Annotated in this window: 23 protein-coding genes and 2 pseudogenes; 11 read left to right on the top strand and 14 right to left on the bottom strand. The window is 71.2% G+C overall.

Features of this window, described 5'->3' with window-relative positions:
* Positions 1 to 835 precede the first annotated feature (835 nt).
* The gene (locus tag ACFWOG_RS27935; RefSeq protein ID WP_380361433.1) at positions 836 to 1,339 is read right to left on the bottom strand and encodes a winged helix-turn-helix domain-containing protein; all 504 of its coding nucleotides are present in this window, start codon (positions 1,337 to 1,339) and stop codon (positions 836 to 838) included.
* Between the two features lie 190 nt (positions 1,340 to 1,529).
* Between ACFWOG_RS27935 and ACFWOG_RS27930 the strand changes: the two genes are divergently transcribed.
* Positions 1,530 to 2,093 carry an EF-Tu/IF-2/RF-3 family GTPase gene (locus tag ACFWOG_RS27930; RefSeq protein ID WP_380361437.1) on the top strand — a complete coding sequence of 188 codons (564 nt, stop codon included), beginning with the start codon at positions 1,530 to 1,532 and terminating at the stop codon, positions 2,091 to 2,093.
* A gap of 1,658 nt (positions 2,094 to 3,751) precedes the next feature.
* Here ACFWOG_RS27930 and ACFWOG_RS27925 read toward each other — a convergent pair.
* The gene (locus tag ACFWOG_RS27925; protein WP_380361431.1) at positions 3,752 to 4,063 is read right to left on the bottom strand and encodes a hypothetical protein; all 312 of its coding nucleotides are present in this window, start codon (positions 4,061 to 4,063) and stop codon (positions 3,752 to 3,754) included.
* Positions 4,064 to 4,158: 95 nt separating this feature from the next.
* Positions 4,159 to 4,413 (bottom strand): hypothetical protein, encoded by a 255-nt coding sequence (locus ACFWOG_RS27920; protein WP_380361430.1) that lies wholly within the window; start codon positions 4,411 to 4,413, stop codon positions 4,159 to 4,161.
* 1,916 nt (positions 4,414 to 6,329) lie between these two features.
* Between ACFWOG_RS27920 and ACFWOG_RS27915 the strand changes: the two genes are divergently transcribed.
* From ACFWOG_RS27915 to ACFWOG_RS27905, 3 genes are all read left to right on the top strand, one after another.
* Positions 6,330 to 6,452 (top strand): hypothetical protein, encoded by a 123-nt coding sequence (locus ACFWOG_RS27915; protein WP_380361428.1) that lies wholly within the window; start codon positions 6,330 to 6,332, stop codon positions 6,450 to 6,452.
* Between the two features lie 133 nt (positions 6,453 to 6,585).
* Positions 6,586 to 7,569, top strand: coding sequence for a WD40 repeat domain-containing protein (locus tag ACFWOG_RS27910; RefSeq protein ID WP_380361426.1), 984 nt, complete (start codon positions 6,586 to 6,588; stop codon positions 7,567 to 7,569).
* 397 nt (positions 7,570 to 7,966) lie between these two features.
* Positions 7,967 to 8,347, top strand: coding sequence for a hypothetical protein (locus ACFWOG_RS27905; RefSeq protein WP_380361424.1), 381 nt, complete (start codon positions 7,967 to 7,969; stop codon positions 8,345 to 8,347).
* A 104-nt stretch (positions 8,348 to 8,451) separates the two neighbouring features.
* Here ACFWOG_RS27905 and ACFWOG_RS27900 read toward each other — a convergent pair.
* The 5 genes and pseudogenes from ACFWOG_RS27900 to ACFWOG_RS27880 all read right to left on the bottom strand — a co-directional run.
* Positions 8,452 to 9,256, bottom strand: a pseudogene (locus tag ACFWOG_RS27900) (NAD(P)/FAD-dependent oxidoreductase); the annotation flags it as partial.
* Positions 9,257 to 9,292: 36 nt separating this feature from the next.
* Complete coding sequence (locus ACFWOG_RS27895) at positions 9,293 to 9,721, bottom strand: arsenate reductase ArsC (RefSeq protein WP_380361422.1); 429 nt, start codon at positions 9,719 to 9,721, stop codon at positions 9,293 to 9,295.
* A gap of 321 nt (positions 9,722 to 10,042) precedes the next feature.
* Positions 10,043 to 10,237: a hypothetical protein gene (locus ACFWOG_RS27890; protein ID WP_380361420.1), complete on the bottom strand. Its 195-nt coding sequence runs from the start codon at positions 10,235 to 10,237 to the stop codon at positions 10,043 to 10,045.
* Between the two features lie 257 nt (positions 10,238 to 10,494).
* The gene (locus ACFWOG_RS27885; RefSeq protein ID WP_380361418.1) at positions 10,495 to 10,968 is read right to left on the bottom strand and encodes a GNAT family N-acetyltransferase; all 474 of its coding nucleotides are present in this window, start codon (positions 10,966 to 10,968) and stop codon (positions 10,495 to 10,497) included.
* A 44-nt stretch (positions 10,969 to 11,012) separates the two neighbouring features.
* A complete protein-coding gene (locus tag ACFWOG_RS27880; RefSeq protein WP_380361416.1) occupies positions 11,013 to 11,372 on the bottom strand; it encodes an ArsR/SmtB family transcription factor in 360 nt (119 codons plus the stop codon).
* Positions 11,373 to 11,501: 129 nt separating this feature from the next.
* Between ACFWOG_RS27880 and ACFWOG_RS27875 the strand changes: the two genes are divergently transcribed.
* Both ACFWOG_RS27875 and ACFWOG_RS27870 read left to right on the top strand, forming a co-directional pair.
* Complete coding sequence (locus tag ACFWOG_RS27875) at positions 11,502 to 11,906, top strand: helicase associated domain-containing protein (RefSeq protein ID WP_380361414.1); 405 nt, start codon at positions 11,502 to 11,504, stop codon at positions 11,904 to 11,906.
* Positions 11,907 to 12,153: 247 nt separating this feature from the next.
* Positions 12,154 to 12,459: an ATP-binding protein gene (locus ACFWOG_RS27870; protein WP_380361412.1), complete on the top strand. Its 306-nt coding sequence runs from the start codon at positions 12,154 to 12,156 to the stop codon at positions 12,457 to 12,459.
* A 456-nt stretch (positions 12,460 to 12,915) separates the two neighbouring features.
* On the opposite strand, the gene ACFWOG_RS27865 is transcribed toward ACFWOG_RS27870, so the two are convergent.
* A complete protein-coding gene (locus tag ACFWOG_RS27865) occupies positions 12,916 to 13,554 on the bottom strand; it encodes a hypothetical protein (protein ID WP_380361410.1) in 639 nt (212 codons plus the stop codon).
* Between the two features lie 60 nt (positions 13,555 to 13,614).
* Positions 13,615 to 14,571, bottom strand: a complete 957-nt coding sequence (locus ACFWOG_RS27860) for a proline dehydrogenase family protein (protein ID WP_380361408.1) — start codon at positions 14,569 to 14,571, stop codon at positions 13,615 to 13,617.
* Between the two features lie 131 nt (positions 14,572 to 14,702).
* Between ACFWOG_RS27860 and ACFWOG_RS27855 the strand changes: the two genes are divergently transcribed.
* Positions 14,703 to 15,662: a GlxA family transcriptional regulator gene (locus ACFWOG_RS27855; protein ID WP_380361406.1), complete on the top strand. Its 960-nt coding sequence runs from the start codon at positions 14,703 to 14,705 to the stop codon at positions 15,660 to 15,662.
* Positions 15,663 to 15,991: 329 nt separating this feature from the next.
* Here ACFWOG_RS27855 and ACFWOG_RS27850 read toward each other — a convergent pair whose 3' ends face one another.
* The 3 genes from ACFWOG_RS27850 to ACFWOG_RS27840 all read right to left on the bottom strand — a co-directional run bounded on the left by ACFWOG_RS27850 (position 15,992) and on the right by ACFWOG_RS27840 (position 18,633).
* On the bottom strand, positions 15,992 to 16,879 hold the full coding sequence (locus ACFWOG_RS27850) for a hypothetical protein (RefSeq protein ID WP_380361404.1): 888 nt from the start codon (positions 16,877 to 16,879) through the stop codon (positions 15,992 to 15,994).
* 298 nt (positions 16,880 to 17,177) lie between these two features.
* On the bottom strand, positions 17,178 to 17,507 hold the full coding sequence (locus ACFWOG_RS27845) for a hypothetical protein (protein WP_380361402.1): 330 nt from the start codon (positions 17,505 to 17,507) through the stop codon (positions 17,178 to 17,180).
* Between the two features lie 31 nt (positions 17,508 to 17,538).
* Positions 17,539 to 18,633, bottom strand: a complete 1,095-nt coding sequence (locus ACFWOG_RS27840) for a hypothetical protein (protein ID WP_380361400.1) — start codon at positions 18,631 to 18,633, stop codon at positions 17,539 to 17,541.
* A gap of 111 nt (positions 18,634 to 18,744) precedes the next feature.
* On the opposite strand from ACFWOG_RS27840, the gene ACFWOG_RS27835 reads away from it, so the two are divergent.
* Positions 18,745 to 19,041 carry a helix-turn-helix domain-containing protein gene (locus ACFWOG_RS27835; protein ID WP_380361399.1) on the top strand — a complete coding sequence of 99 codons (297 nt, stop codon included), beginning with the start codon at positions 18,745 to 18,747 and terminating at the stop codon, positions 19,039 to 19,041.
* Positions 19,042 to 19,230: 189 nt separating this feature from the next.
* Here the strand turns inward: ACFWOG_RS27835 and ACFWOG_RS27830 are convergent, their stop codons facing one another.
* Positions 19,231 to 19,755 (bottom strand): hypothetical protein, encoded by a 525-nt coding sequence (locus ACFWOG_RS27830; RefSeq protein ID WP_380361398.1) that lies wholly within the window; start codon positions 19,753 to 19,755, stop codon positions 19,231 to 19,233.
* Between the two features lie 170 nt (positions 19,756 to 19,925).
* Here ACFWOG_RS27830 and ACFWOG_RS27825 point away from each other — a divergent pair, with 170 nt between their 5' ends.
* The 3 genes and pseudogenes from ACFWOG_RS27825 (at position 19,926) to ACFWOG_RS27815 (ending at position 21,391) form a co-directional block, all read left to right on the top strand.
* Positions 19,926 to 20,108 (top strand): hypothetical protein, encoded by a 183-nt coding sequence (locus ACFWOG_RS27825; protein WP_380361397.1) that lies wholly within the window; start codon positions 19,926 to 19,928, stop codon positions 20,106 to 20,108.
* A 27-nt stretch (positions 20,109 to 20,135) separates the two neighbouring features.
* Positions 20,136 to 20,567 (top strand): PP2C family protein-serine/threonine phosphatase, encoded by a 432-nt coding sequence (locus ACFWOG_RS27820; protein WP_380361435.1) that lies wholly within the window; start codon positions 20,136 to 20,138, stop codon positions 20,565 to 20,567.
* Between the two features lie 231 nt (positions 20,568 to 20,798).
* Positions 20,799 to 21,391: pseudogene (locus tag ACFWOG_RS27815) on the top strand (dihydrofolate reductase family protein).
* Positions 21,392 to 21,438: the final 47 nt, after the last annotated feature.

The following is a 21,438-nucleotide window of genomic DNA, read 5'->3' as shown; positions in this document are numbered from 1 at the left end:
GATCTGTGAACACTTGTCCGGAGCTACGCTGCTGTCATCGGTCTCAGCCCTCCAATCAGCGTGCTCGCTCGAACCATGCGACTTCGTGTCGCACCGAGAAAATCGAACCCCTCGTCGACATGGCAGACCCTGCTCGTGGACGAGGTTGAACAAGTCATCGAACTGACGGCCGGGATCATCAACCGACCAATGGTGCAGCTTGCGCTGCATCCTGCGTACTCGGACCTCAGCCATATCGGCATCAGGCCACGAAGCACCCGTGTTCACAGGCGTCCTCCACAGTCTGCGTACTTGCTACGAACCCGCTGGAGCCCTTCGCCATGTGACCGGCTCTCCCGGCCTCCGACTACTACGACTCCTCCGCCCCACCTCGGTGGCATCGATCGACGACGGATCTTCCCTCCCACCTGGCAGGCTGCCAGCTGGGGGCGGGACCACCGAGACGGTTCCCGTGTTCACTGCGAACCGATCAACAGGTGAGGTGCCCAGCTTTGCTCCTGCGGCCTCGCCACGGTTACGCCGCAGGCCTTCACCGTGGCCTCCCGGTCCGGCGAAGTTAACCGTTCCGGAAGTTCTCCACCCTCAACTGCCAGGTGGATGTGCACCGCTGGCCAGCCCATATCCGCCAGATTTGAGCTGGTGTTTGAGCCTTAACGAGCGTTCAGACGCTGGTTCCTCGCGTACACCTTCCTGTCTCGCTTGCCGGACCTGTCCCGTCTGGCGATCCCGGGACACTCCGTCGTTGTCGGGGCTGCTTGCCGCCCTCACCGGCGTCTCCCGGATCGAGCTGCCCCCAGCTTCACCCTGCTGCTGCGACAGCACGGCGGCAGCGGTCTCACACCGCCACTCGGTTCAACAGCGCTTCACGGCGCTCCACCTCCTTCTTCCACAGCTCCACCGCATGCTCGTCACGCTCGAGGGCCCTGCGGGCGGGTGCCTGCCAGGACCAGCCGTGCCGTTTCAGCAGCCGCCACACCGTCGGGACCGAAAGACTGAGCTGCAGCCGGCGCTGAATCACGCTCCGCACCCGGGCCGGCGTCCACCGCTCATCCGCGAAACCATGCGCGGTCGGCCCCTTGCCGAGTTCCTCCTCGAGCACGGCGAACTGGGCGTCGGTGACAATCGGGGAGTTGGCCGGCCCAGCTGAACGCAGTGCCTCCATCCCGCCCTCACGCCAGGCACGACGCCGGCGTTCCACCGACCGCACGCTCACCCGCAGATCCTTTGCGATCACCGTGGTCTTCTCACCCACCGCGAACCGCATCCCGGCCTGGAACCGGATCCCCTCACGAAACGCCCGACGCTCAGCGGTCAGGCCCCCACCCTCCGGACACCTCACACCAACGGCATACCGCAGGGATCACGAACCGTCACTACCCGACGACAACCCGAAATGCTCAGTAGGTCCTGTCCGAGTAGTCGCGCGGGGGTATCTATCCAGTAAGCGCTGGACGACCCGTGATCATTGTTAGTCTCGGACATCTGTTCGCAACTACGCACGAGGCCCTCGGGGAGCACTGGTGAGCGCCATGGAAAAGCCGTTCCTGATGCTTGTCGAGGATGTCTTCTTCCCGAGCGAGGGCAGGCTGGTCATGCCGACGGGCCGGATCGAGCGCGGTCGGGTTCGCAAGGGCGACGCGGTGGAGCTCGTCGGCTTCGGCGGCGATGCGCTCGCTCATGTCACTGACATCGACGTGAGCAGGCTGCGTGCCAACGAGGCGAACGCGGGCATGAACGTGGGGCTGCTGCTGCCTGGTGCGATGGCGGGAGCAGTTGAGCGGGGGCAGATTCTTGCGGCGCCGGGCTCGATCGGCGCACACGTTGTCTTCGCTGCGGACATCACGCTGCTGCCGGAGGAACAGGGCGGAGCAGAAGTGCTCACCGGGGAGAGCCTCGACTTCTACATCCGGGCTGCCGCAGTGAGGGGCATGGTGACGCTGCCTCGTGAAACGGACGCGCTGCAACCGCTTCACATGGGTGCGGTGACGGTCAAGCTCGAACGGCCCGTCGCTCTTGAGGACGGCCAGTCATTCGCCTTCCGTCTCCACGGCCGCGCTGCCGGCTCGGGAACTGTGACCCAGCTCCTGCACTGAGTCTCATGAACGGATCCACAGCCTGGTCTGGAGAGTCCCCCGTCCGAGTGAAGCCGCCGGGCGGCGAAGACGTGCTACCTGTCCCGGAAACGAGACACGTGCTCTCACGAGCCTGTGTGGGTCACCTCAACCTGACCGCCGTCAAAAAGCGACACGAGCCCTATGGGACACGGCGGTCGCGGAAACAAACTTCTTCGAGTAGTACTTCGGCCGCCGGCCCTTGCCCGCCCATGCCAGCTCCGCCCCGCACACCGCGCAGGCCGGACCGCCGAACAGCATCGACTCGGACACCGCACTAACCCCCGGGGAGAAACTCATGGTCGCGATGCTAGCCCCGCGACCAGCGCTGCTTTCCCCCGGGGTGAAACGGCCGGACGACAGGGCTGCTGCGAAGCGCCCCGCCGTACAGCTGTCCCCGCCGCGCAGCAGGTTGTCCCGCACCACGCATGCGCAGCGGGCGGCGCGCAGCACGGGCGGGCGCGCAGCACAGCGCCGCACCGGTGTAGCAAGGCCGCCTGTGCCGCGATGGGGGCAGCAGCACGCCTCGGTGCAGCAAGGGCGGCCGCATCCGCTGCTCGTGCTGCTGCCGGTGACCGGCCGGGTCTCCGTCTGGTTGCACGGGTATGACGCCTTCTCCGTTGTCCCGGCCATCGGCCGCGGTCCCGCTCGACGGCACTGCCGCCGGGCTGACCGATGAGGAACGCGCCGCGCTGCAAATCGTTGCGACCGCAGGTGAGCGGGCGGCCGCGCGGGTGCGCGCACTCGCCGCCCGGCAGCCGACCGACATCCACGGCACGGTGCTGGACTTGGCGGCCGCCGCGATCGAGCGGGCCACCGGTCACAAGGTCATCCCCGCGGCGACCCGGCGGGGCGGGATGGGAGTTCGAACGTGTGGGTGCGCCGGATCCGGTGCTGATGGAGAACGTGCGCTCGCCGGCGCGGCCTCAAGGCGGCCGCGGTGTGGTTCACGGCGCTGGTCTACCTCAACCCGAACGACAACCTGGGTGCCCGGTTCATCGCCCCGGACGGTCTCCGAGACTACCGGTTCTGAACAGTGCGGAAGGCTGCCACCCCGCGGGGTGGCAGCCTTCCGCGTGTCCGGGGCGGCCGGCGTGTACGTCCGGCCGCACCTGCGGGCGGTGCCGTGCGCGTCCGAGCGCCGTGGGGGTGTTCTTAAGAAAGTTTCTTCCAGGGCCACCGGCGTCGGGCCGAAGGAGGGTTCGAAGAGTGATTTACCTTCAGTTCCGAATATGCCCCTTCCGGCCTATTGTAGCCATAGTCAAGCTCTTCTCCAGAACTGCTATAAATTGAACCAGGACCATAGCTTGACCATACCGAAATTCCATCCGGCGTCACCTGGACGACAAACGGCACTTCCGTCTTCGCTGGAACCTCGCTAGTCACTGTCAGCGACTCTCCGGGAGCAATCCAGAAGTCACCGCCCTCAGGTTCGAGTGTCAACTCGACACTTTGGTCGATTTGATTCTCGATCTCGATCGTGTATTTTACCACTAAATCCACCGATCTATTATTGCGCGTGCCGGATTCGAACGTGAGGCCCTGTCGCGTCGGGCCCGGTTCCGCCGCGGACGAACGCGAGCACCCCTCCTTCACCGCTATCACGTGCGGCGTGGGGTAGCGAGGGCGGGACCCTCAGATCACCAGACCATCTCCCACCACCCGAAGCAGGCGAACACCGCCTTCTTCACCGAGCAGGACGCCAGATGTCCGGCAGCCTTAAAGAACACGAAAGCCACGACCAGCCCAACGGCCGATACGCCAAACACGCTGGCGCCAACCATCGGACTCACGGTCAGCACCAAGACCGTGGCCAGTGCGGACATGATGAGAATTCCCCACAACGTCTCCCGAAGGATGGCAAAGAACGATACCAACCAAGGCTCCTCCTTCCATGCTTCAATCTTGGTGACCAGGTGGCGGGACGTATTGCAGAGACTTCGATCTACCATCAAGGATTCTCCTATACCAAGAGAGCGGGGTGGGCATCACTCCCCACCCCGCTCGGATTCTTACTGGAGAACTTGCCCATGAGCTCCCTGGGCGACTACTCCCCCTGGGTTCGTCGGGCCCGCCGCGGTGGTGACGTGAACCCGGCTCGCCGGGACCGGATGGCGCCGGCGACCAACCCGGCGAGGACACCGAAGCCGACGGGCAGGACATAGGCGAGGTTCGCCCCCGGCTTGTTCCCGATCCGCTCGACAAGGGCTGCGGTGACGATACCGAAGGCCACCGCGTAGAGCAGAGCGTCGGCCCCGTCAAACCCTTCCCAGCCGTGGGCCACGAGCGCGGCAACGGTCATAGAGGGTCGTCGACCTGGTCGAGGGGTCGGCGAGCTCCGCGGTGGCGGCGGTGACCGCGTCGGCGCTCTCCAGCAGCACCGAACGGCGCCCGGGCGACATCCCCGCCTCCACCAACAGCCCGAGCGTCAGAACCGAGGATATTCGGCGCATCCAGCGCGATGAAAAAGCCCCGCCCGCGAACGCGGGCGAGGCCTGTGGCCTACGTGACATCGTCCCTCAAAAGTCGTCAAAGAGCTTTACTGGCTTCGTCGAAGCCGCAGACAACCTTTCATTCCCCGGCGACTCCCAGGAACCGCCCAGGATGACAATCAAGTAACGAGATGCTGACACGCCGTGACGTTGCCCCGGTTTGTCAGTAGCCGATCAGAATTGACCAGCCGTTTGCATGCCAATCATGCCCATGCCAGTCTCGGATATTGAAACAGAACCCGGGCCGTCCACACCGCCTCGACGAGGGCCACCCCCTCAACGACGGACACAGGGATCCGCAGCGCCCCTCCAGCCCGTCGGCGCGGCCCCGACCCTCCGGCCCAACCGAGCACACACCGGAGCACCGGCCCAGTGCGGTCGATCGGCCGAGAAGGTGGACGAGGGCGGCGCGAGCAGCGCCGTTCCGCGTCCTGACGGGCTCGGTCGGATCAACGGGCGCAGGCGGTTCGACCGTTCACCCCCAGCACTGCGGGTGGCCCGGGGAGCAGAGGCGCGCCTGCGACCCCGGCGGCGCCACCGGCAGGACCGCCGGAGCCCTGGCGGAGTACGCGGCCGCCCTCTCCCGCCACGGGCGCATCGACGCCACCTCGGTACTGCGCGGCGGCCGGCCCGGCGACGTCCCGTACGAATCCGACGGAGACGGACCCCCGCCCCCGGACCAACGGCACAACCGGTACACCGCCATCGAACTACGCCTCACCCGGTAACAGCCGTGAACAGAACCCGCCGCGCCGCGAGCCGGACAAGGACACCCCTGTGGCCGGCGTCGGGCAGGCTGTGGAGGCCAGCCGATCAGGCGGGACCGGCCGCCGTCAGGGGCCGTCGTGATCACCGCGGCCGGTCACGCGGGAGAATAGTGCGGGTGACCAGCACTCAGCCGCGCGGCCTGAACTCCCTGATCCCTACCGCCGGCACCGAGGCGACGCCCGGCGAGAAGGCTGCCGCCCAGCTTCTCCACCTGCGATCGGCGACCGTCCCCGTGCCGATCCTCGCCGCGGCTGCCGAGCTCATCGCCCCGCACCTGGAGGACCCGGCCCCTGCCACCCGCGAGGCCGCCTGGCGCCGTCCACGCCCGCCTGGTCGCCGCGATCGAGGACGCCGCACCCTGCCGGTAGCCGACCGGACGGGCCGGATGTCCCAACGCGCTGCTGCTCTGCCTCTACAGACGCGGCCGGGCGCTGTGTGCAACGGACGGCCAGCACGACGCGCCCAGCCTCGACCAGTGCGTCCCCGGCTGCGGCAACACCGTTCGCACCGACCAGCACGCCACCCGGCTCCGCCGGCGAGCCGAGGACCTCGGCCGCAAATCCGCCCACGTCCCCGGCCCCCTGGCCGAACGCCGACACACCACCGCCGCCAAGCTCCGCGAGCTGGCCGACGAACACGACCGCACCCGCTTCACCCTTCAGGAGACCCCCGCGTGAGCCCCGCCTGACGAACGCGACCGCATCCGTGCCGCCATGGACCGTATCCTCGCCGGCGCCCCCGAACGCTCCAACGGAGCCCTCACCATCGTCGCCCTGGCCATCGCAGCCGGCGTCCCCAGAAACGCCCTGACCCAGCGCCACCCCGACCTACGCAACGAGTTCTACGAACACGTCAAGGCCCGCGGCGGCACCCCGACGTCGAAACCCGCTTCCGCAAGAAGATCGGCGACCTCAAGACGACCATCGCGAACACGAACGACGAACTCGCCCAGCTCAAGGTGGACGTCCAGGGCTTCCTCGCGGAGAACACCCGGCTCACTCTGGAGAACCAGGAACTCCGCGACGTCCTCGGCGGCAACACGACCAACGTCATCCCCCTACGACCCGCACCACACCGCTGACAGGCCCGAGGGACTGAACCCCGCGACGAACCCCGGCAGGGTCCGGGCCTCCGGACGGGTCGGGGCGCGCTGCCGGTTGCTACGCTCCGGTGCGGCCGGGGAGCGCCCGGCGCGATGCCGTGGAGGTGCCGTGATGACGGACAGGTCAGTGGAGTTCAGGCCCGGCACGATCGACACGCGGCCGGTGCGGCGGGCCGCGTTCGCGGCGCTCGTGAGACCCCCGGCGGGGACCTCGACCCTGTTGGTGTCGGACGCGGACACCGGTGAACTCGTCGAGGTGGCAGGTCTCCCGCACCGTCCGGAGCCGGTGCCGTTGGCACTCTCCTGGGACGGCACTCACCTGCTGGTCCGCACGGGGCCAAAGGACCAGCCGGACCGGGACCTGGTGCTGCTCTGCCTCGCGACGAGGGAGCGGCGCGTGTTCGACGCGGACGCGGACGGCCTCGTCCAGCATGCGGCGCTCTCGCCCGACGGCCGGTCGATGGCCGCGCTGGCCGACGAGGACGGCGTCCGGGTGGGCGTCACCGACCTGGCGACGGGCGCGCGGAAGCCGCTGTGGTCGGCCGAGGGCTGGCGGTCGGACGGTGGGGTGGCGTGGTCACCGGACGGCACACTGCTGGCGGTGGCCTTCATCGACGAGGAGGAGGACCGCACCGACACGGTGGTCCTGTCCGTGGCGGACGGGTCGGTCCTCGCCCGCTACGAGGGGCTGGTCATCTTGGGCAGCCCCAACGGCGTGTGGACCGGCGGGCGGGAACTCCTGCTGGTCGAGGAGTTCCCCGAGGAGACCGTCCCGCCGCTGTTCCTGCACGACGTGACCACCGGATCGGTCCGGCGCTTCGACCAGGTGCCCTCCCGGGGCGGCGGGGTGTCCGCGGTGACCGCCGGCAGGCTGGTCCAACACCTGCCCGGCGGCCTGTTCAGCTGCGCGCTCGACCGTAGCGACCCCCGCCCCGTGCTCGGACTCCCCCCGACGTACGGGGTCGAATTCTTCGACGTGAGCGGTACCGGAGCACCGGGACCGGCAACGAGGTCGAGCTCGCCACCAAAGTCCGGCACACCGGCGTCCGGGCCGCCGAGGCACTCCCCCACCACGGCGCAGCCACAGGTGCGATAAGCCCGCGCCGGATCAGCGGCCCGTCACACCGCGGCGGCCGTCCCCCGGTCATCGATAGCCGTCACATCGCCGTACTCCCCGCCGGCCCCGGCACCGACAGGCTCTTCTACCGAGTTCGCCCCGGTGCCGAACGAGCCGGCGACGAGCCCATGCCAGCGCCACCGGTAGAAGACACCCGTCATCGCCGGGAGCAGCAGCGGGCCGCCGGTGGCGGGGCCGGGCAGGGCGGCCCGGTCGAGGGCGGGGCCGACGGCCGGGTAGCACCCTCGTCCACCAGGTACGCACCGACCTGCCCGACCTGCTCCCCCGCCTCGACGCCCTGCGTCTCCGCGGGGCCCGCCGGATCTCCGAAACCCTGCACCTGACCACCGGCAACGGCGCCGTCGCCGCCCACGACGTGTCCGTCCTCACCGGCCTCGGCCCGCTGCGCCGCCTCGGAGGCTTCGAGGGACACCCCGCCTACGGTGCGCCGGAGGCCGGACAGTGGGCGGACACCGACGCCTTGGCCGCTGTCGTCGCCGAGCGCACCGTCTGGATCGAAGCCTCGTTCTCCACGGCCCAGGAAGCGGAGACGATCCCCTGGGCCGAGACCGAGACCGAGTTCCGCTGGGCCGCTGAGCAACGGGAGCCCGCATCCGGCCGACTCCGCCGCCGGGCCAAGCCGGCCACGGAGGCCCTGGAAGCAGACGCCGAGATGGCCGAGCAGGTCGAAGGGCGGCGTCGGATTCCCGGGGAACGGGCGGCCGACCACCTCGACATCAGCTACAGGTGCGACTGACCGTACGTCATCGCCGCAGGCTGGATCGCCCCGGCCGGCTCACACCGCAAGAGTGTCGGGACGGTGCGCACCCTGGAGGTCATGCTCTACCGCACAGGCGAGGGGGTGGAGGGGGCGTGGACCTTGAGGTAGCCCACGGCGTCCGGCTCCAGCCGGCCCTTGAAGAGTTCGGTGCGGGGGTCGTGGCCGACGGCGACGAACAGTCCGGCGGCGGGGTGCTCGCGCGGTTCGCCGGTGAACGTGTCGCGCAGGACGAGGCCGGCGGGCATGCCGTTGTCGGTCTCGCGGAGTTCGGCGACCTCGGTGTCGAAGGCGAGGGAGATCCTGTCGTCGGTCAAGGTCCGGTCCTGCCTGGCCTTGGAGGCCCGCAGGCTGGAGCGGCGGTGGACAATGGTGACGGAGTCGGCGAAGCGGGTGAGGAAGGTGGCCTCCTCCATGGCGGTGTCGCCGCCGCCGACCACGACGATGTCCTTGCCGCGGAAGAGGAAGCCGTCGCAGGTCGCGCACCAGGACACCCGAGGCCGGAGAGTTTGTCCTCGCCCGGGAGGCCGAGTTTGCGGTGGCCGGAGCCGGTGGCGACGATGACCGCCCTGGCGCGGTGGACGGTGCCCCGGAGCCGGTGAGGTCCTCGATGACGCCGGAGAGGTCGACGGAGGCGAGGTCGTCGTCGATCATCTCGGCGCCGAACCTTTACGGCCTGGGCGCGTATGTCCTCGATCAGCTTCGGGCCGTCGACACCGTCGGGGAGGCCGGGGAAGCCGGGGAAGTTCTCCACCTGGGTGGTGGTCAGCGAGCCGCCGACGAATATCGCGCGCTGCCGAACAGCAGCGGCTTGGGCCGGGCGCGGGCGGTGTAGAGGGCGGCGGTGTACCCGGCGGGGGCGGAGCCGATGATGATGACCTCGCGCACGTCGGCGCCGGCCCGGGTGGTATCGGTGACGAGTAGTCAGTTCTCCTGGCCGGTCGCGGTCTTGGCGTCGATCTCGGCGATCAGACCCTCGATCAGCGTCTTGATCTCGTCGCGGATCGGGCGGACGGCTTCGACACCCTGGCCGGCCGGGTCCTCCAGCTCCCAGTCCAGGTACGTCTTGCCGGGGAAGTACGGGCAGGCGTCGCCGCAGCCCATGGTGATCACGTAGTCGGACGCCTGGACGGCCCCGGTGGTGAGCACCTTGGGCGTCCGGTCGGAGATGTCGATGCCGAGCTCCGCCATCGCCGCGACGGCGGAGGGGTTGATCCGGTCGCCCGGGACGGACCCGGCGGAGCGGACCTCGATCCGGTCGCCCGCGAGGTGGCGCAGGAAGCCGGCGGCCAACTGGGAGCGGCCAGCGTTGTGGATGCAGACGAACAGCACGGCGGTGGCGGGGGCGGTCATCGGTGATTGTCCTTCGCTCGGTCAACGGCCGGGGCCGGGGCGCCGGGCCGCAGTGCGGGTCCGGCCGGGGCGGGGCCCTACTGCCAAACATGTCAGCCCGGGCTGGTATCAGGGGTTGCGGCTGTTGGCCGACGGGGGCAGCAGAACCTTCGCCGGCGTCCGCCGCGGCGCGGGGCGGCCTTCGGGGAGGGCTGTTTCGCCACTGTCCGAGGCGTGACCCTGCCGTCCTGAATGAACGGCGCGGGCCGGTGACGGGGCCATCCTGTCACCGGCCCGCGCGGGGGTCTCGACCCGGCGGACCAGAACGCTCAACGCGACCAACTACTCCAGGGCCTCACCCTCGGGCAGCCCGGCAGGCCCGCCCCGCAGCACCGGCGCACAGTCGACCGGCTTCTCCCGGACCTCCTCATCGCCGTCGAGCACCACCGCCCACCGCACCGCCTCGCGGTGCTGCCCCCACCGGTTCACCGTCCGGTCGCGGGCGTCCGGGACCTCGGTACGCCCTCGCGGCAGCACCCGGTCGAGGATCCGCGCTCCACGACCTGGGCCCCGGCGACGATCTCGGCCACGGGGCCACGGCTGGACAGCCGACCGACGCCCCGGCCCACCCCCGGCGGACCGGGGCGGCGGTAGAGATCGGTCAGAGCGAGGAACCGCGTGAACCCCCGGCACGCCCACACGGTGTCGAGGCCCACCACCGCATCCCGCCCTCGGCGCCACCAGCCACCAGCCACCAGCCACCAGCAATCTTGCGAGTCCCGGAAGGATGCCGCTCAACCCACCAGGGCGCTGCGGCGCTCGATCACCACCACGTCCCGCCACACGCCCCGGTGGCGGGCGATCCGCTCCCGGGTCCCGATGACCCGGAAACCCGCCTTCGCGTGCAGAGCCAGGCTCGCGGTGTTCCCCGGGAACACCCCGGACTGGATCGTCCAGATCCCCGCCGACTCGGTCGAGGCGACCAACGCCTCCAGCAGAGCGCCGGCGATGCCGAAACCGCGGAACCCCGGGTGCACGTAGACGGAGTGCTCGACCACCCCCGCGTACACGGGCCGCGCCGAGACCGCACTGACGGCAGCCCAACCCAGCACCTCGCCGGCGAGCCCGAGCGCGACGTGGCGGTGGCCGGGCAGGCGAGCGGCGCCGAACGCCTCCCAGGACGGTGCGGCGGTCTCGAAGGTGGCGTTGCCCTCCTCGATCCCGGCCCGGTAGATCGCCAGGACCTCGTCGGCGTGCCCCGGCGCCATCGGGGCGATGAGAGGGATGACGTGCGGCAACAAGCGCTCCCCGGTCAGCGGTTGAGGTCGAGCAGGGCGGCCATGCCGGCCACCACCGAGGGGGCGACCCTGTAGTAGACCCAGGTGCCACGGCGCTCCGAGGTCAGCAGCCCGGCCTCCCGCAGCTTCTTCAGGTGGTGGGACACGGTCGGCCGGGAGACCCCGACGTCCTGGATGTCGCACACGCACGCCTCCCCTCCCGGGTGCGAGGCGACCCTGGAGAACAGCCGCAGCCGCACCGGGTCGCCGAGCGCCTTGAACATCGCCGCCATCCGTACCGAGTCCTCCGCCGAGAGCTCGGCCGAGGTCAGCGGCGGGCAGCACGGCACCACGTCCGGCTCGGCCAGCGGCAGCTCAACACTCAGATTCGACATACGTCTATGTTGACATCCGTCTAATCCCGGCGGCAAGGTCGGAGACGCCACCACATCGATAATCGTCGAATCAAGAGGGTGGGGGCGGCCCGGCGCCGCCCACCCGACGCGCAGGGAAGACAAGCCGCCATGACCTCCGACACCGGCTTGCCCGTCCTCGTCATCGGCGCCGGCTGGCCGGACCTGGAGGAGGAGCAGCGGGGCCTGCTGTCGGCGGTCGGCATCGAGGAGGACGCCGAGCTGGTGGCCGCGAAGGCCGCCGCTGAAGCGAAGCCGACGGTGTCCCGCATCGACCGGTTCGCCCAGGGCCTGACCGCGCTGGCGGCCTTCGCCCAGGAGCACGGCCACCCGCGGGTGCCCCGCCCGCACAAGCAGGCCCTGGAGAATGTAGAAGCCGGGCCCGGGGGTGAGGACGCCGTTTCCGTGTCGCACTTCGCCCTCGGCACCCGGCTCAACAACCAGAAGGCACGCCGGGCCAAGCTGACCCTGGGGCAGCTCGCGCAGCTCGCCGAACACGGGGTGGAGTGGGCGTAGGTACAGCGGCGGGGTAGTGGTCGGCACCTCGCCGGGCGGGAAGTCGCCGGCCGGTTCCGCCCGCGCGCGGGTCGGCCGGTGGCTTCCCGTATTCACTCACGGTCACGAGGGAGGGTGCCTGCCTCCGCAGCCGGGAACAGACCCGGTATGCGTCTCGGCGCTCTGCTGCGGGCCGGGTTACGGTGGACTTGATCACGGTGCGGCGCTCCTTCCCGCTATGGGGCCGCAGTGGTGATGGGAGCTGGGTATGGACGGTCTGGGCGGCGGATCGGCTTTCTCCGGGGGGTGTGCGTTCGCGGGTCGCGAACGTGAGATGCGGGAGTTGCTGGGCGCGGTGGGCGCGGGGCGTCCGGCGGTGGTCCTGGTGGAGGGGGAGGCGGGGGTCGGCAAGTCGCGGCTGGTCGCGGAGGCGTCGGCGGTGCTGCGTGCGCAGGGGCTGCGGGTGCTGGCGGGCGGGTGCCATCCGCTGCGGGAGCCGCTGGCGTACGGGCCGGCACCGGCGAGGGCGATGACGAGGGCGGTCTCGCCGCGCTGCCGGACGCCGGCGGCGTAGCGGGTGTAGGCCTCGTTGTCGGTGGCGGGGCCTCGGTTCGGGCTGAGGATGGCCGCGCAGTCGCTGGTGTCGGTGCCGGTCCACCGCGGCTCCACCCCGAGCGCCGCCCAGTCCGGCTCCGCCGGCTGGGGTTCTTCGCGGATTTGTCCGCTCGGACCGTCGAGTTCACGCTCATCACGAGGGGAGCGGTCGGCTTGGGCTGCCGGGGCTCGCGGGCGATGTGTATGGGGACCAGGCCGACGGCTTCGGGCGTGCTCATGGGGAACACGGTATCGGCACGGGCACGGTGCAGGTAGGCGCGGCGGGTGCCAGGCCGGGACTGGCCTCTGCCTGGCGGTGCCGCCCGAGTCCGGGGCGCTTACAGGGTGGTTGGGCCGTGCTGCGCCGACAGGTTGACGACGCGGGTACCGGCCGGGGCTTGGTTGACGACGGCACGATGCTCGGTGGGGCCGGCGGTCAGGACCACCAGCCCGGCCAGCTCGTCCCGCCCGCGCGGTGGGCGGCCGGACGGAGAACGGCGTACGGCCGGCCGGCGGCGTACACCGGGAGGCCGCCGGCCCACCGGGGTTCCGTGATTTCTTCGTGGCCCAGGCGTGCGGGCCAGCCGCTGTCGGCCCGGACCCACCGGGCGGCTGCGGCCTCCAGCCGGAAGCGCCGCCCCATCGGCATGACGGCCCGCCAGTCCTGTCCTGTCCTCGGTTCGCCCCACCCCTGTTGGCGTCGCTGGCGCCGCCGCTGCTCCGCGGCAGCCTGCTTCTCCTGGTGCTCGTAGTCGGCTGCGGCATGGATCTGTGCCTGCTCGACGTAGCGCGGTGCGGTCCACAGCACCCGGTGGTCATCGTTGTCGGCGGGCAGCCGGTGAGGGACGATCCGGTCGCCGAGCACCCAGGTGGCTGCGTAGGTGAGACCTGGCTCCGGCCCGACTTCTGTGGAGCTGTGCAGCGCGCGCGGGACCACTCGCCGGCAGACCGCTGACCAGCTGTCCTCGGCGGGTCGGACACCCCGGTGCACCCGGCCCCGGTCCGAACCGCAGAAGTTGAGCCAGAGCCAGAGCCCGGGTTTCGACAGCGGCAACGCGACCGGGTGCGTCGTCACAGGGTGAGACGGCCCTTGTCGTCGGGGGCCGGGGCACGGTGGCGTTCGTCCCCATCGGGTTCATGCGGCCGCGTCGGCGAGGGCTTGGAGCAGACGCTGAGGGTCTTCGGCGAGTCGGTTGCAGACGTAAAGCCACCACTCCGTGCCGAAGACGACGTACTCGCGGGTGGGGTGGCCGCGCTCGGCCATGGCGTCGAGACGGTCGGGCCCGAGGCCGAGGAGGGTTTCGAACTCCCAGGCGGCGCAGTCCTGGTTCCTCCCCCCGACGTAGCGGTCGATGCGGCCGATCAGATCCCAGTCGTGGGTGGCGAAGGAGCACAGGTGGCCCGAGTCGGCCAGCTGCTCCGCGTACGTCAGGTACGCGGCGGTCAGAGCCGGGGCGTCCCGCCGGTGGGCGATGCTCTCGGGTTCGAGGAAGGCGCCCTTGACCAGGCGGATGCGACCGGGACGGGTGAGCAGGTCCGGTAGATCGTCCGCGGTACGGTGCAAGCGCGCCTGGACGGTGATGCCGACGTGGTCGAACCGCTCGCACAGCGTACGGTGCAGGGCCAGCACCGCATCGGTGCGGTCGGAGCCTTCGGCCGAGATCATCATCTCCCGCCCGGTGGCGGCAGTGGCCTGAGCGATGCGGGAGGCGTTGGCCAGGGCGAGCTCCGCGTCGACGGCGAGGCCGATGTGGGACAGGTCGAGGGAGATCGAGCACTCGGGCGGCAGAAGCCGGGCCGCGGCGAGGAACGTGTCGGTCTCTTCGACGGCCCGCTGCGGGTCGCGGCAGCTCTCGCCCATGTATTCGACGTTCACGCGGTGGCCGGCGGCCAGGATCTGCTGCGCGCGGTCCAGGGCCTCGGGGAGGGTTTCGCCGGCCACGTACCGCCGGGCGACCTTGCGGGCCAGGGGGCCCAGAACGGGATCGCCGGGGATGCGCCACTTCAGCTCCTCGTCGAGCGCCAGTGTGCGCAGGACCTGGGCCGTCTGTGAGGAGAGGACGGCGTCGGCGGTCTGCGTGTGCGTGGTCATCTGGGTGCCTAGCTGTTCGTGCGGTCGGGAAGCGTCTGCGAGCCTTCCAGGAGGTGGCATCGGCTGGGAGTGGCAGAAACGACGGATAGGCTGAAGTTCCTGCCATCGTCGTGAGAGGAGATCGGGAGCCGGTGCTTCGCGATGTCGCCGTCCTGGCCCTCCCGGGCGCCCACGCCTTCGAGCTGGGTGTGTTCTGCGAAGTCTTCGGTATCGACCGCAGCGACGATGCGCTGCCCGTCTATGACTTCGCCCTTGTCTCAGGAACCGGCGGCAGCGTGCCGATGCGGCACGGCTTCGAAGTGCGGACCCGGCACGGCCTGGAGCGGCTGGCCTCGGCGGACCTCGTCTGCATCCCGGCCTACGATCTGCAGGTGCGGCAGCCGGACCATCTGGCCGAGGAACTACGGGCCGCCGTCGAGCGTGGCGCCCGCGTCCTGAGCATCTGCACCGGGGCTTTCCTGCTCGGCGAGGCCGACCTGCTGGACGGGCGGCGCTGCACCACCCACTGGCGGTACACCGACGAACTCGCCCGCCGCCACCCGCGCGCCCGGGTCGAGTCGGATGTGCTCTACATCGACGAGGACCCGGTCATCACCGGCGCGGGCACCGCCGCCGGCGTCGACACCTGCCTCCACCTGATCCGCAAGGAACACGGCAGCGCCGTCGCCAACGCGATCGCCCGCCGCATGGTCGCGCCCCCGCACCGCGACGGCGGCCAGCGCCAGTACCGCGAACGCCCCCTCCCTCGGCACGGGACCGGTTCCCTCGCCCCCGTCCTGGCCTGGATCGAAGCCAACCTCGACCAGGACCTGACCGTCGACGCAATGGCCCGCCACGCCCATCTCTCCCCGCGGACCTTCGCCCGACGCTTCCGGCAGGAGACCGGGACCACCCCATTGCAATGGCTCACCGGGCAACGCGTCCTGCTCGCTCAGCATCACCTGGAGACGACGGACGAACCAGTTGCCGCGATCGCCCACCGCACGGGTTTCGGCAGCATCGACACCCTCCGCCACCACTTCGCCCGGCGCCTCGGCACAACGCCGCAGGCCTACCGGCGTACCTTCGGAGCCCCGCCCACCAGCGGATGACCCGACCGGGTCGACAGCTCCGCAGGGCCACGCGATGCTGTCGGTTCCCGGGCTCCGGCTCGACTTCTGTGGAGCTGTGCGGCGCGCGCGGGACCGCTCGCCGGCAGACCGCCGACCAGCCGTCCTCGGCGGGTCGGACACCCTAGTGCACCCGGCCCCGGTCCGAACCACCGAAGTCGAGCCAGAGCCGGGGGTGAAGGGTGCGGCGCGCGGTTGACGGGTGAACTCTGCGGGACGGCGGTTGACGAGCGCGGGGCGCGGCGCGGCCTCCTGCCCTGCCCCGCCTTGCCTTGCCCTGCCCTGGCAAGGTGGGGCGGGGTGACGTCCGGTCAGGTTCCGGCGGGTCCCGGGGCGGGTGGCAGGGCGGCGTAGAAGGCCCGGTAGGCCGTCATGAGGGCGACGAAGCGGTCGTCGGGCAGCGCGCAGATGCCCTCGACGGAGCCCGCCATCAGCGGGTCGAGGACCGCCAGCGCACCCGGCCCCGGTACCGGCCCCGGGGCCGGCTCCGGGGTGGGCGCCGGGTGGCCGGCGGACGGACCGGTGCCCGTGGGGGCGGGCCGGTCGGCGGGGGCCGCGCCGGCGGCGCGGGCACCGGGGATCCTCGGCTTCGCACGAGCGGCGGACGGGCCGGTGCCAGCGGGCCCGGCGTGGGCGGCGCTTGCCGTCCGGTCGGCACAGGGTGCGTTGCCGGTGTCGGTGAAGGCGGGTGCGGCGCCGACGAACAGGGCGATGCGGCCGTCGTCGTCGCGGTGGACGATCAGCGCGTATCCGAGCCATTCGACCAGGTAGAGGCCCCGTTCGGGCACGCCGGGCGTGCCCTCGCCGAGCTTCGCGGCCAGGTCCGCCTCCTCCATCGGGCCGTGGGCGAGCAGGCGGACGGCGGCCTGCTGGAACCAGGTGCCCCGCCAGTGCCGGTGCAGGAACAGGCGGGCCCGGGTGGGTTCGCTGCGGCGCAGGTCGGCGAGGGTGGCGCCGGCGGGGGTCACGGCCCAGGCGCCGCGGCCGGGTTCGAGGAGTCCGGCCTGGGCGAGGAAGCCGGGCGCGCCGGCGACGGTGCTCTCCGACAGGTTCAGCCGCCGGGCGATGTCCGCCGCCGCAACGGGCCTGCGGTCGGGGCCGCCGAGGTCGGCGGTCACCTCGATCATGGTGAGCTGGCGGCGCGGACCCATCCGCTCGGTCGGCATGATCCGCGGGTGCGCGGTTCCGGAGACGCTCACCGGACACCCCCGGTGGCGGGGCGGGCGGCCCGGGCCCGCCCGGGCAGGGAGCGGCGCGGGGCGGGATGCGTCGTACGGAAGGACAAGAACATGATGGGACCCTCAGATGTGTTCGCTGCCATGGCTGTTCACTGAGCGGCCGGTTGCGGCGCGGCGCAGGCGATTTCCTGGACGCGGCGCGTGGGCCCTCAGAGCTGGCGTGCCGTCGAGTGCCACTGGAGAGCCTCGCGAGTACTCCGGTGGCGCCCGCACCTGTGTGCGGGTGACGGTGCGCGGGTGCGGTGGATCGCGCGGATCCTCAGCTGTCCGTTCGATCGGCGCCCGGCCGGGAACCGGCGCGAACCGCGTGCGCACCGCGCTCGCCAACCTGGGCCGCGCGGGCGTCGTCGAGAACACCGGGCGCGCCCTCTACCGCCTGACCGACAAGCCGGAGGGCGGTCCAGGCGGTGGTCACGCGGTCGAACGACCGGTAGACGCGCTGGCAGAACGCGTTGCGCGCCCACGGGTCGTCCCGGTCGACCCCCGGGACGTTGAGCCAGGCCCGCGCGGTGGGGCGGAGCTGGTCGAGCAGGACCCGGCAGGCGTCGGCCAGGTTCGCGCTCGCGTGGTAGTGCAGTGCCAACAGCACGCCCACCAGCACGGTGCGGACAGGCAGGCCGTCAGGGCCGGGCCGGCCTGCCAGCTCTGCGTCGATCAGATCGAGCGCGCCGGAGCGGCGGAGCAGGAAGTCGACCTGGCCGACTTTGGAGTCCGGGATCTCGGCGGGTGCGTCGGTGACCGGCCGTGGTCGACGCCGCCGGGCCTTCTCCGCATCCCGCTACGTGCGGGGAACGGTCATGCCGTCCTGCCGCGCAGGAGCCGGGCCGCGGTGGCGTCGTCGAGCGGCGGGACGACTGGAAGCGGGCGAGCGAGGCGGCGGAGGCGAGCCCGGCGGCCCTGGCGATCAGGTCGTGGTCGATGCGCTCGCACATCAGCTCCACGATCCAGCCGGCCCGAAGTCGGCCGACCGACAGGGGCGGCAGGCCGTCGGTGGGCTGGTGAAGGTGAGACCAGGAACCGATGAGGTTCTTCGCGTAGGACTTCGTGCGCCGCGGCCGGAACAGGTAGCGGCCGCCGGCCTCCTCGGCGAGGTCGGCCAGGACCTCCCACTGGGCGCGGGCGGCCACCGGCGAGCGCTCGATGCCCGTGTAGACCAGCGGATGCCCGCGGCCGGGCCGTCGAAGGTCCAGACCCCTGGTGGCGGCCACCTCCCTGGGCATCAGCCCGTAGCCGGCACCGAGCCCCAGCAGGGCGAGCGCGTCGGTCCGCTGCTGTCCGCGCAGGCGCAAGGCCCAGTCCCGAAGTCCGGCTAACTCGTCGCTGCTGTAGGGCTTGTGCGGGTTGGCGGGCGCGTGAAGCTTGGGCGGGACGGGCTCGCCCCGGTCCGTCCACGCCAGTGCGTCCCGCACACGCCGCAGCCAGGTGCGGTAGGTCTGCACCGACGTCGGCGCGAGAACGCCCGCCCGGGATAGCACGAATGCGTCGATGACCTCGCCCCGCAGCCAGGTGTCCGGATCTCGCGGCAGTCCGGTCTCCTCGGCCCACAACGCCAGGCCGGCTGTGGCGTGCAGGAGCCGCTCGACGTCGTAGGGCACCGCGATGACCGTTGCCGAGACGACCGACCGTACGAGCGGTGCGACGTCCTCCCAGGTGGAGGGTGCCTGAGGGGGACGGTAGCGGGTGATCTTCGCGGACGTGTCCGGATCAAGGGTCACGGTCCACGAATACCGGCTAGTCAAGCAGCCGTCAGGGGATTGATCCACTTCAACGGAGAGGATGGTGTGAGCATGGTTGGCGGAAGCGCCCGCGTGCGCCCCCCACGGGAGATGACCGACGATCCGGAAGCCTGGCCTCGTCTGGCCAGCGACGACACCGCGGCTGAGGCCGTGCGGATCATCTCCGGCCGCCTCGCCGACGCCCTTGCCGCCCAGGGGCTGAGCCTTCGCCAGACCGCTGCCGGCTCGGTGGTGAACCGGCAGGCGATCGCGGACCTGCTGGCTGGCCGGTCCTGGCCGGACATCGCCACCGTCGCCCGCCTGGAGGACTTCCTGGATGCTCCGCTGTACCCGCACCGCGTTGAGAGGCGCATCGCGCATGGTGAACGGCCTTCCCGCCACCGGTGACTCGGTTCCCCGGGAACGACGAAATAGGCCACGCACCCCCCGAGGTCAGCGACCTTGCTCTAACCTCGGTAGTGCGTGAAGCAGTTGATGGGCCCACGTAATGGTTCCGAAGCGGCTACTACCTCCACGGAACCGGTTCCCTCCTCCCTGCCAGGGGAGGAGGGAACACCTCCAGATATCGGCGCGTCGTTAAGCGGCCCCCTCCGCCTGCGGCTCCTCGGCGCGGGCGATCGCGAACACGCCGACCGGACCTTCGACGGCTTTGCCCTGCAGCGCGAGCCGCTTGCACATCGAGCGGACTGTCTCCTGAGGCGCCCGGCCCTCTTTGCCGGACGCCGGGCGCCCGATGGCCTCGGTGATCTCCCGCACCCGCATAGGCCGTCCCGCGGTGACCAGAACCCTGAGGACGGCTTGCATGACCTCGCCGGACTGGGCACCCCGACGCCCGGTGGAACGGCGCGGCGGAGCCGGTTCGGATGGTGGTACCGGCGAGGATTCCTCTGCGACGCCGGGGCCAGTTCCTGCGGCGGCCGTCGGTCCCGGCTCTGCCGGGTTCTCCTGCGGTAGGTCGACCGTAAGCTCGGCCAGAACGACGGCCAGCTGATCCCGGGTGCCGCTGACGCGGGCCAGCTCCGCCCTCAGCGCGGCGAACTCGTCCTCCAGCGCTGCCTGCCGCAGCTGCAGTTCCTCGGCCTTGGCGGTGTAGAAACCCATGGCGATCCGCAGTCCCGGAGCCGCAACAGTCTCATCCGCGCCCACGGCTCCCGCTCGCCCTCCCCAGACATCCAACACTCGCCTACCGCAGACATCGTAGGGAATGCCAGGCGTGCCACACAGCCAAACAGCCAACCACATCTGGCACTTGGATTCGAGTTGTTGGCGGTGTGAAGCAGGCCCTGGCCAAAGGCCTGTTGGCGGGCGACTTCTACGACACCGTCGCCCTGCTGGACGGCCGGACCGCGCTCGCGGTCGGCGACGTGTCGGGCCACGGGGTGCAGCCTGGCCTGCTGGCCGCCTGGACCAAGTGCGCGATGCTGGCGGTGCTCCGAATGGGGGGCACCGCGTAGCAGGCGGCACGGGCGGCGTGGTCCTCGCTGCTGGACGAGGAGGAGCGGTTCGCCACCGCGGTCGCCGTCCTGCTGGACCCGGCGACGGGCTCGGTCGAGTGGGTCAACGCGGGCCACGAGCCGCCCGTCCTGCGCCGGGCTGGCGCCGCGCTCGACGAACTGCACGTGACGGGCCCCCTGGTGTGCTCGCTGACCACGTACTCCTGCGGCGCCTGGGAGACCGGCCGGACCATGCTGGGGCCGGGCGATCTCCTGGTCTGCCACACCGACGGGCTCAGCGAGGCGCGCAACGGCGACGGCGACCTGCTCGGCGGTGATGCGGTCCGCCGGGTCCTGCGGGAGCTGCCCCGGCCGACGCCGCAGGAGGCGGTGCGCGCCCTGCACCTCGCCGCCGATCGCCACGACACCGACTGGACGCGCGACGACATCACGATCCTGGCGGCGGCCCTGACCCCGTGACCGCGGTGGAGCCTGTGCACCGGCCCGCGCCCGACGGCGCGGGCCGCTGCCGTCCGCGGTGCGACGACTCCGGACGGGCGGACAGGCCGACAAGCGGACCGATGGACGGCTGGCCGGCAGTGGCGTCGTACGAGGATTCCGACCGGGTTTCCGGGTGGAGCGACGAGTTCTCGGCGCCGTGCCGGTCTTATTCCCGAAGCATCCGAACCCGAGTACCAAGCGGCACGTCGCATGAAGATCGTGATCGGTGAGTTCATCAGCCTGGACGGCGTCGTGCAGGCCCCGGCGGTCCCGGCGAGGACACCGACGGTGGGTTCGCGCATGGCGGCTGGTCGTACCCGTTCTTCGACCCGGAGGTGATGGGCGCGGCGCTGGGCGAGTCGATGGCCGCGACCGAGGCGCTGCTGTTTGGCCGCCGCACCTGGCAGGTGATGGCCGGAGCCTAGCCCGGCCGGGCCGGCGACCCGTTCGCCGACCAGATGAACACCTTCCCGAAGTACGTGGTCTCCGACACCCCGTCGGAGGCCGACCTGACCTGGAACACCGAGCTCGTCCGGGGGGCCGGGGCCGTCGCCGCGATCCGCAAGCTGCGCGAGGCGGAGGGCGGCCGGCTGACCGAGATGGGCAGCCCCACCCTCGTCCGCACCCTCCTGCGCGAGGGCCTCGTCGACGAACTCCAGCTCATGGTCATGCCCGTGCTCCTCGGCGGTGGGAAGCGGCTCTACCCCGACGACGGGGTGCTGCGGACGCTGGGGCTGGTCTCCACGGTCCGGGGCGGTACGGGGGTCCAGGTGAACACCTACCGGCCGGCCGCCGGGGCGTAGCCCGGCGGGGCCTCCCGGGCCGGACCGCACGTCGCCCCCCGCCGAAC

Origin of the sequence: Kitasatospora sp. NPDC058406 (assembly GCF_042722765.1) — a bacterium.
Classification (GTDB): domain Bacteria; phylum Actinomycetota; class Actinomycetes; order Streptomycetales; family Streptomycetaceae; genus Kitasatospora.
The sequence above is the reverse complement of the archived record's forward strand: the minus strand, read 5'-3'. Positions and strand labels throughout refer to the sequence as shown.

Coding starts and splice junctions, on each gene's coding strand:
- ACFWOG_RS27930 (WP_380361437.1), top strand. CDS start 1,530: ATGGAAAAGCCGTTCCTGATGCTTGTCGAGGATGTCTTCTTCCCGAGC.
- ACFWOG_RS27925 (WP_380361431.1), bottom strand. CDS start 4,063: ATGGTAGATCGAAGTCTCTGCAATACGTCCCGCCACCTGGTCACCAAG.
- ACFWOG_RS27920 (WP_380361430.1), bottom strand. CDS start 4,413: ATGACCGTTGCCGCGCTCGTGGCCCACGGCTGGGAAGGGTTTGACGGG.
- ACFWOG_RS27910 (WP_380361426.1), top strand. CDS start 6,586: ATGACGGACAGGTCAGTGGAGTTCAGGCCCGGCACGATCGACACGCGG.
- ACFWOG_RS27895 (WP_380361422.1), bottom strand. CDS start 9,721: ATGACCGCCCCCGCCACCGCCGTGCTGTTCGTCTGCATCCACAACGCT.
- ACFWOG_RS27885 (WP_380361418.1), bottom strand. CDS start 10,968: ATGGCGCCGGGGCACGCCGACGAGGTCCTGGCGATCTACCGGGCCGGG.
- ACFWOG_RS27880 (WP_380361416.1), bottom strand. CDS start 11,372: ATGTCGAATCTGAGTGTTGAGCTGCCGCTGGCCGAGCCGGACGTGGTG.
- ACFWOG_RS27875 (WP_380361414.1), top strand. CDS start 11,502: ATGACCTCCGACACCGGCTTGCCCGTCCTCGTCATCGGCGCCGGCTGG.
- ACFWOG_RS27870 (WP_380361412.1), top strand. CDS start 12,154: ATGGACGGTCTGGGCGGCGGATCGGCTTTCTCCGGGGGGTGTGCGTTC.
- ACFWOG_RS27860 (WP_380361408.1), bottom strand. CDS start 14,571: ATGACCACGCACACGCAGACCGCCGACGCCGTCCTCTCCTCACAGACG.
- ACFWOG_RS27835 (WP_380361399.1), top strand. CDS start 18,745: ATGACCGACGATCCGGAAGCCTGGCCTCGTCTGGCCAGCGACGACACC.
- ACFWOG_RS27830 (WP_380361398.1), bottom strand. CDS start 19,755: ATGGGTTTCTACACCGCCAAGGCCGAGGAACTGCAGCTGCGGCAGGCA.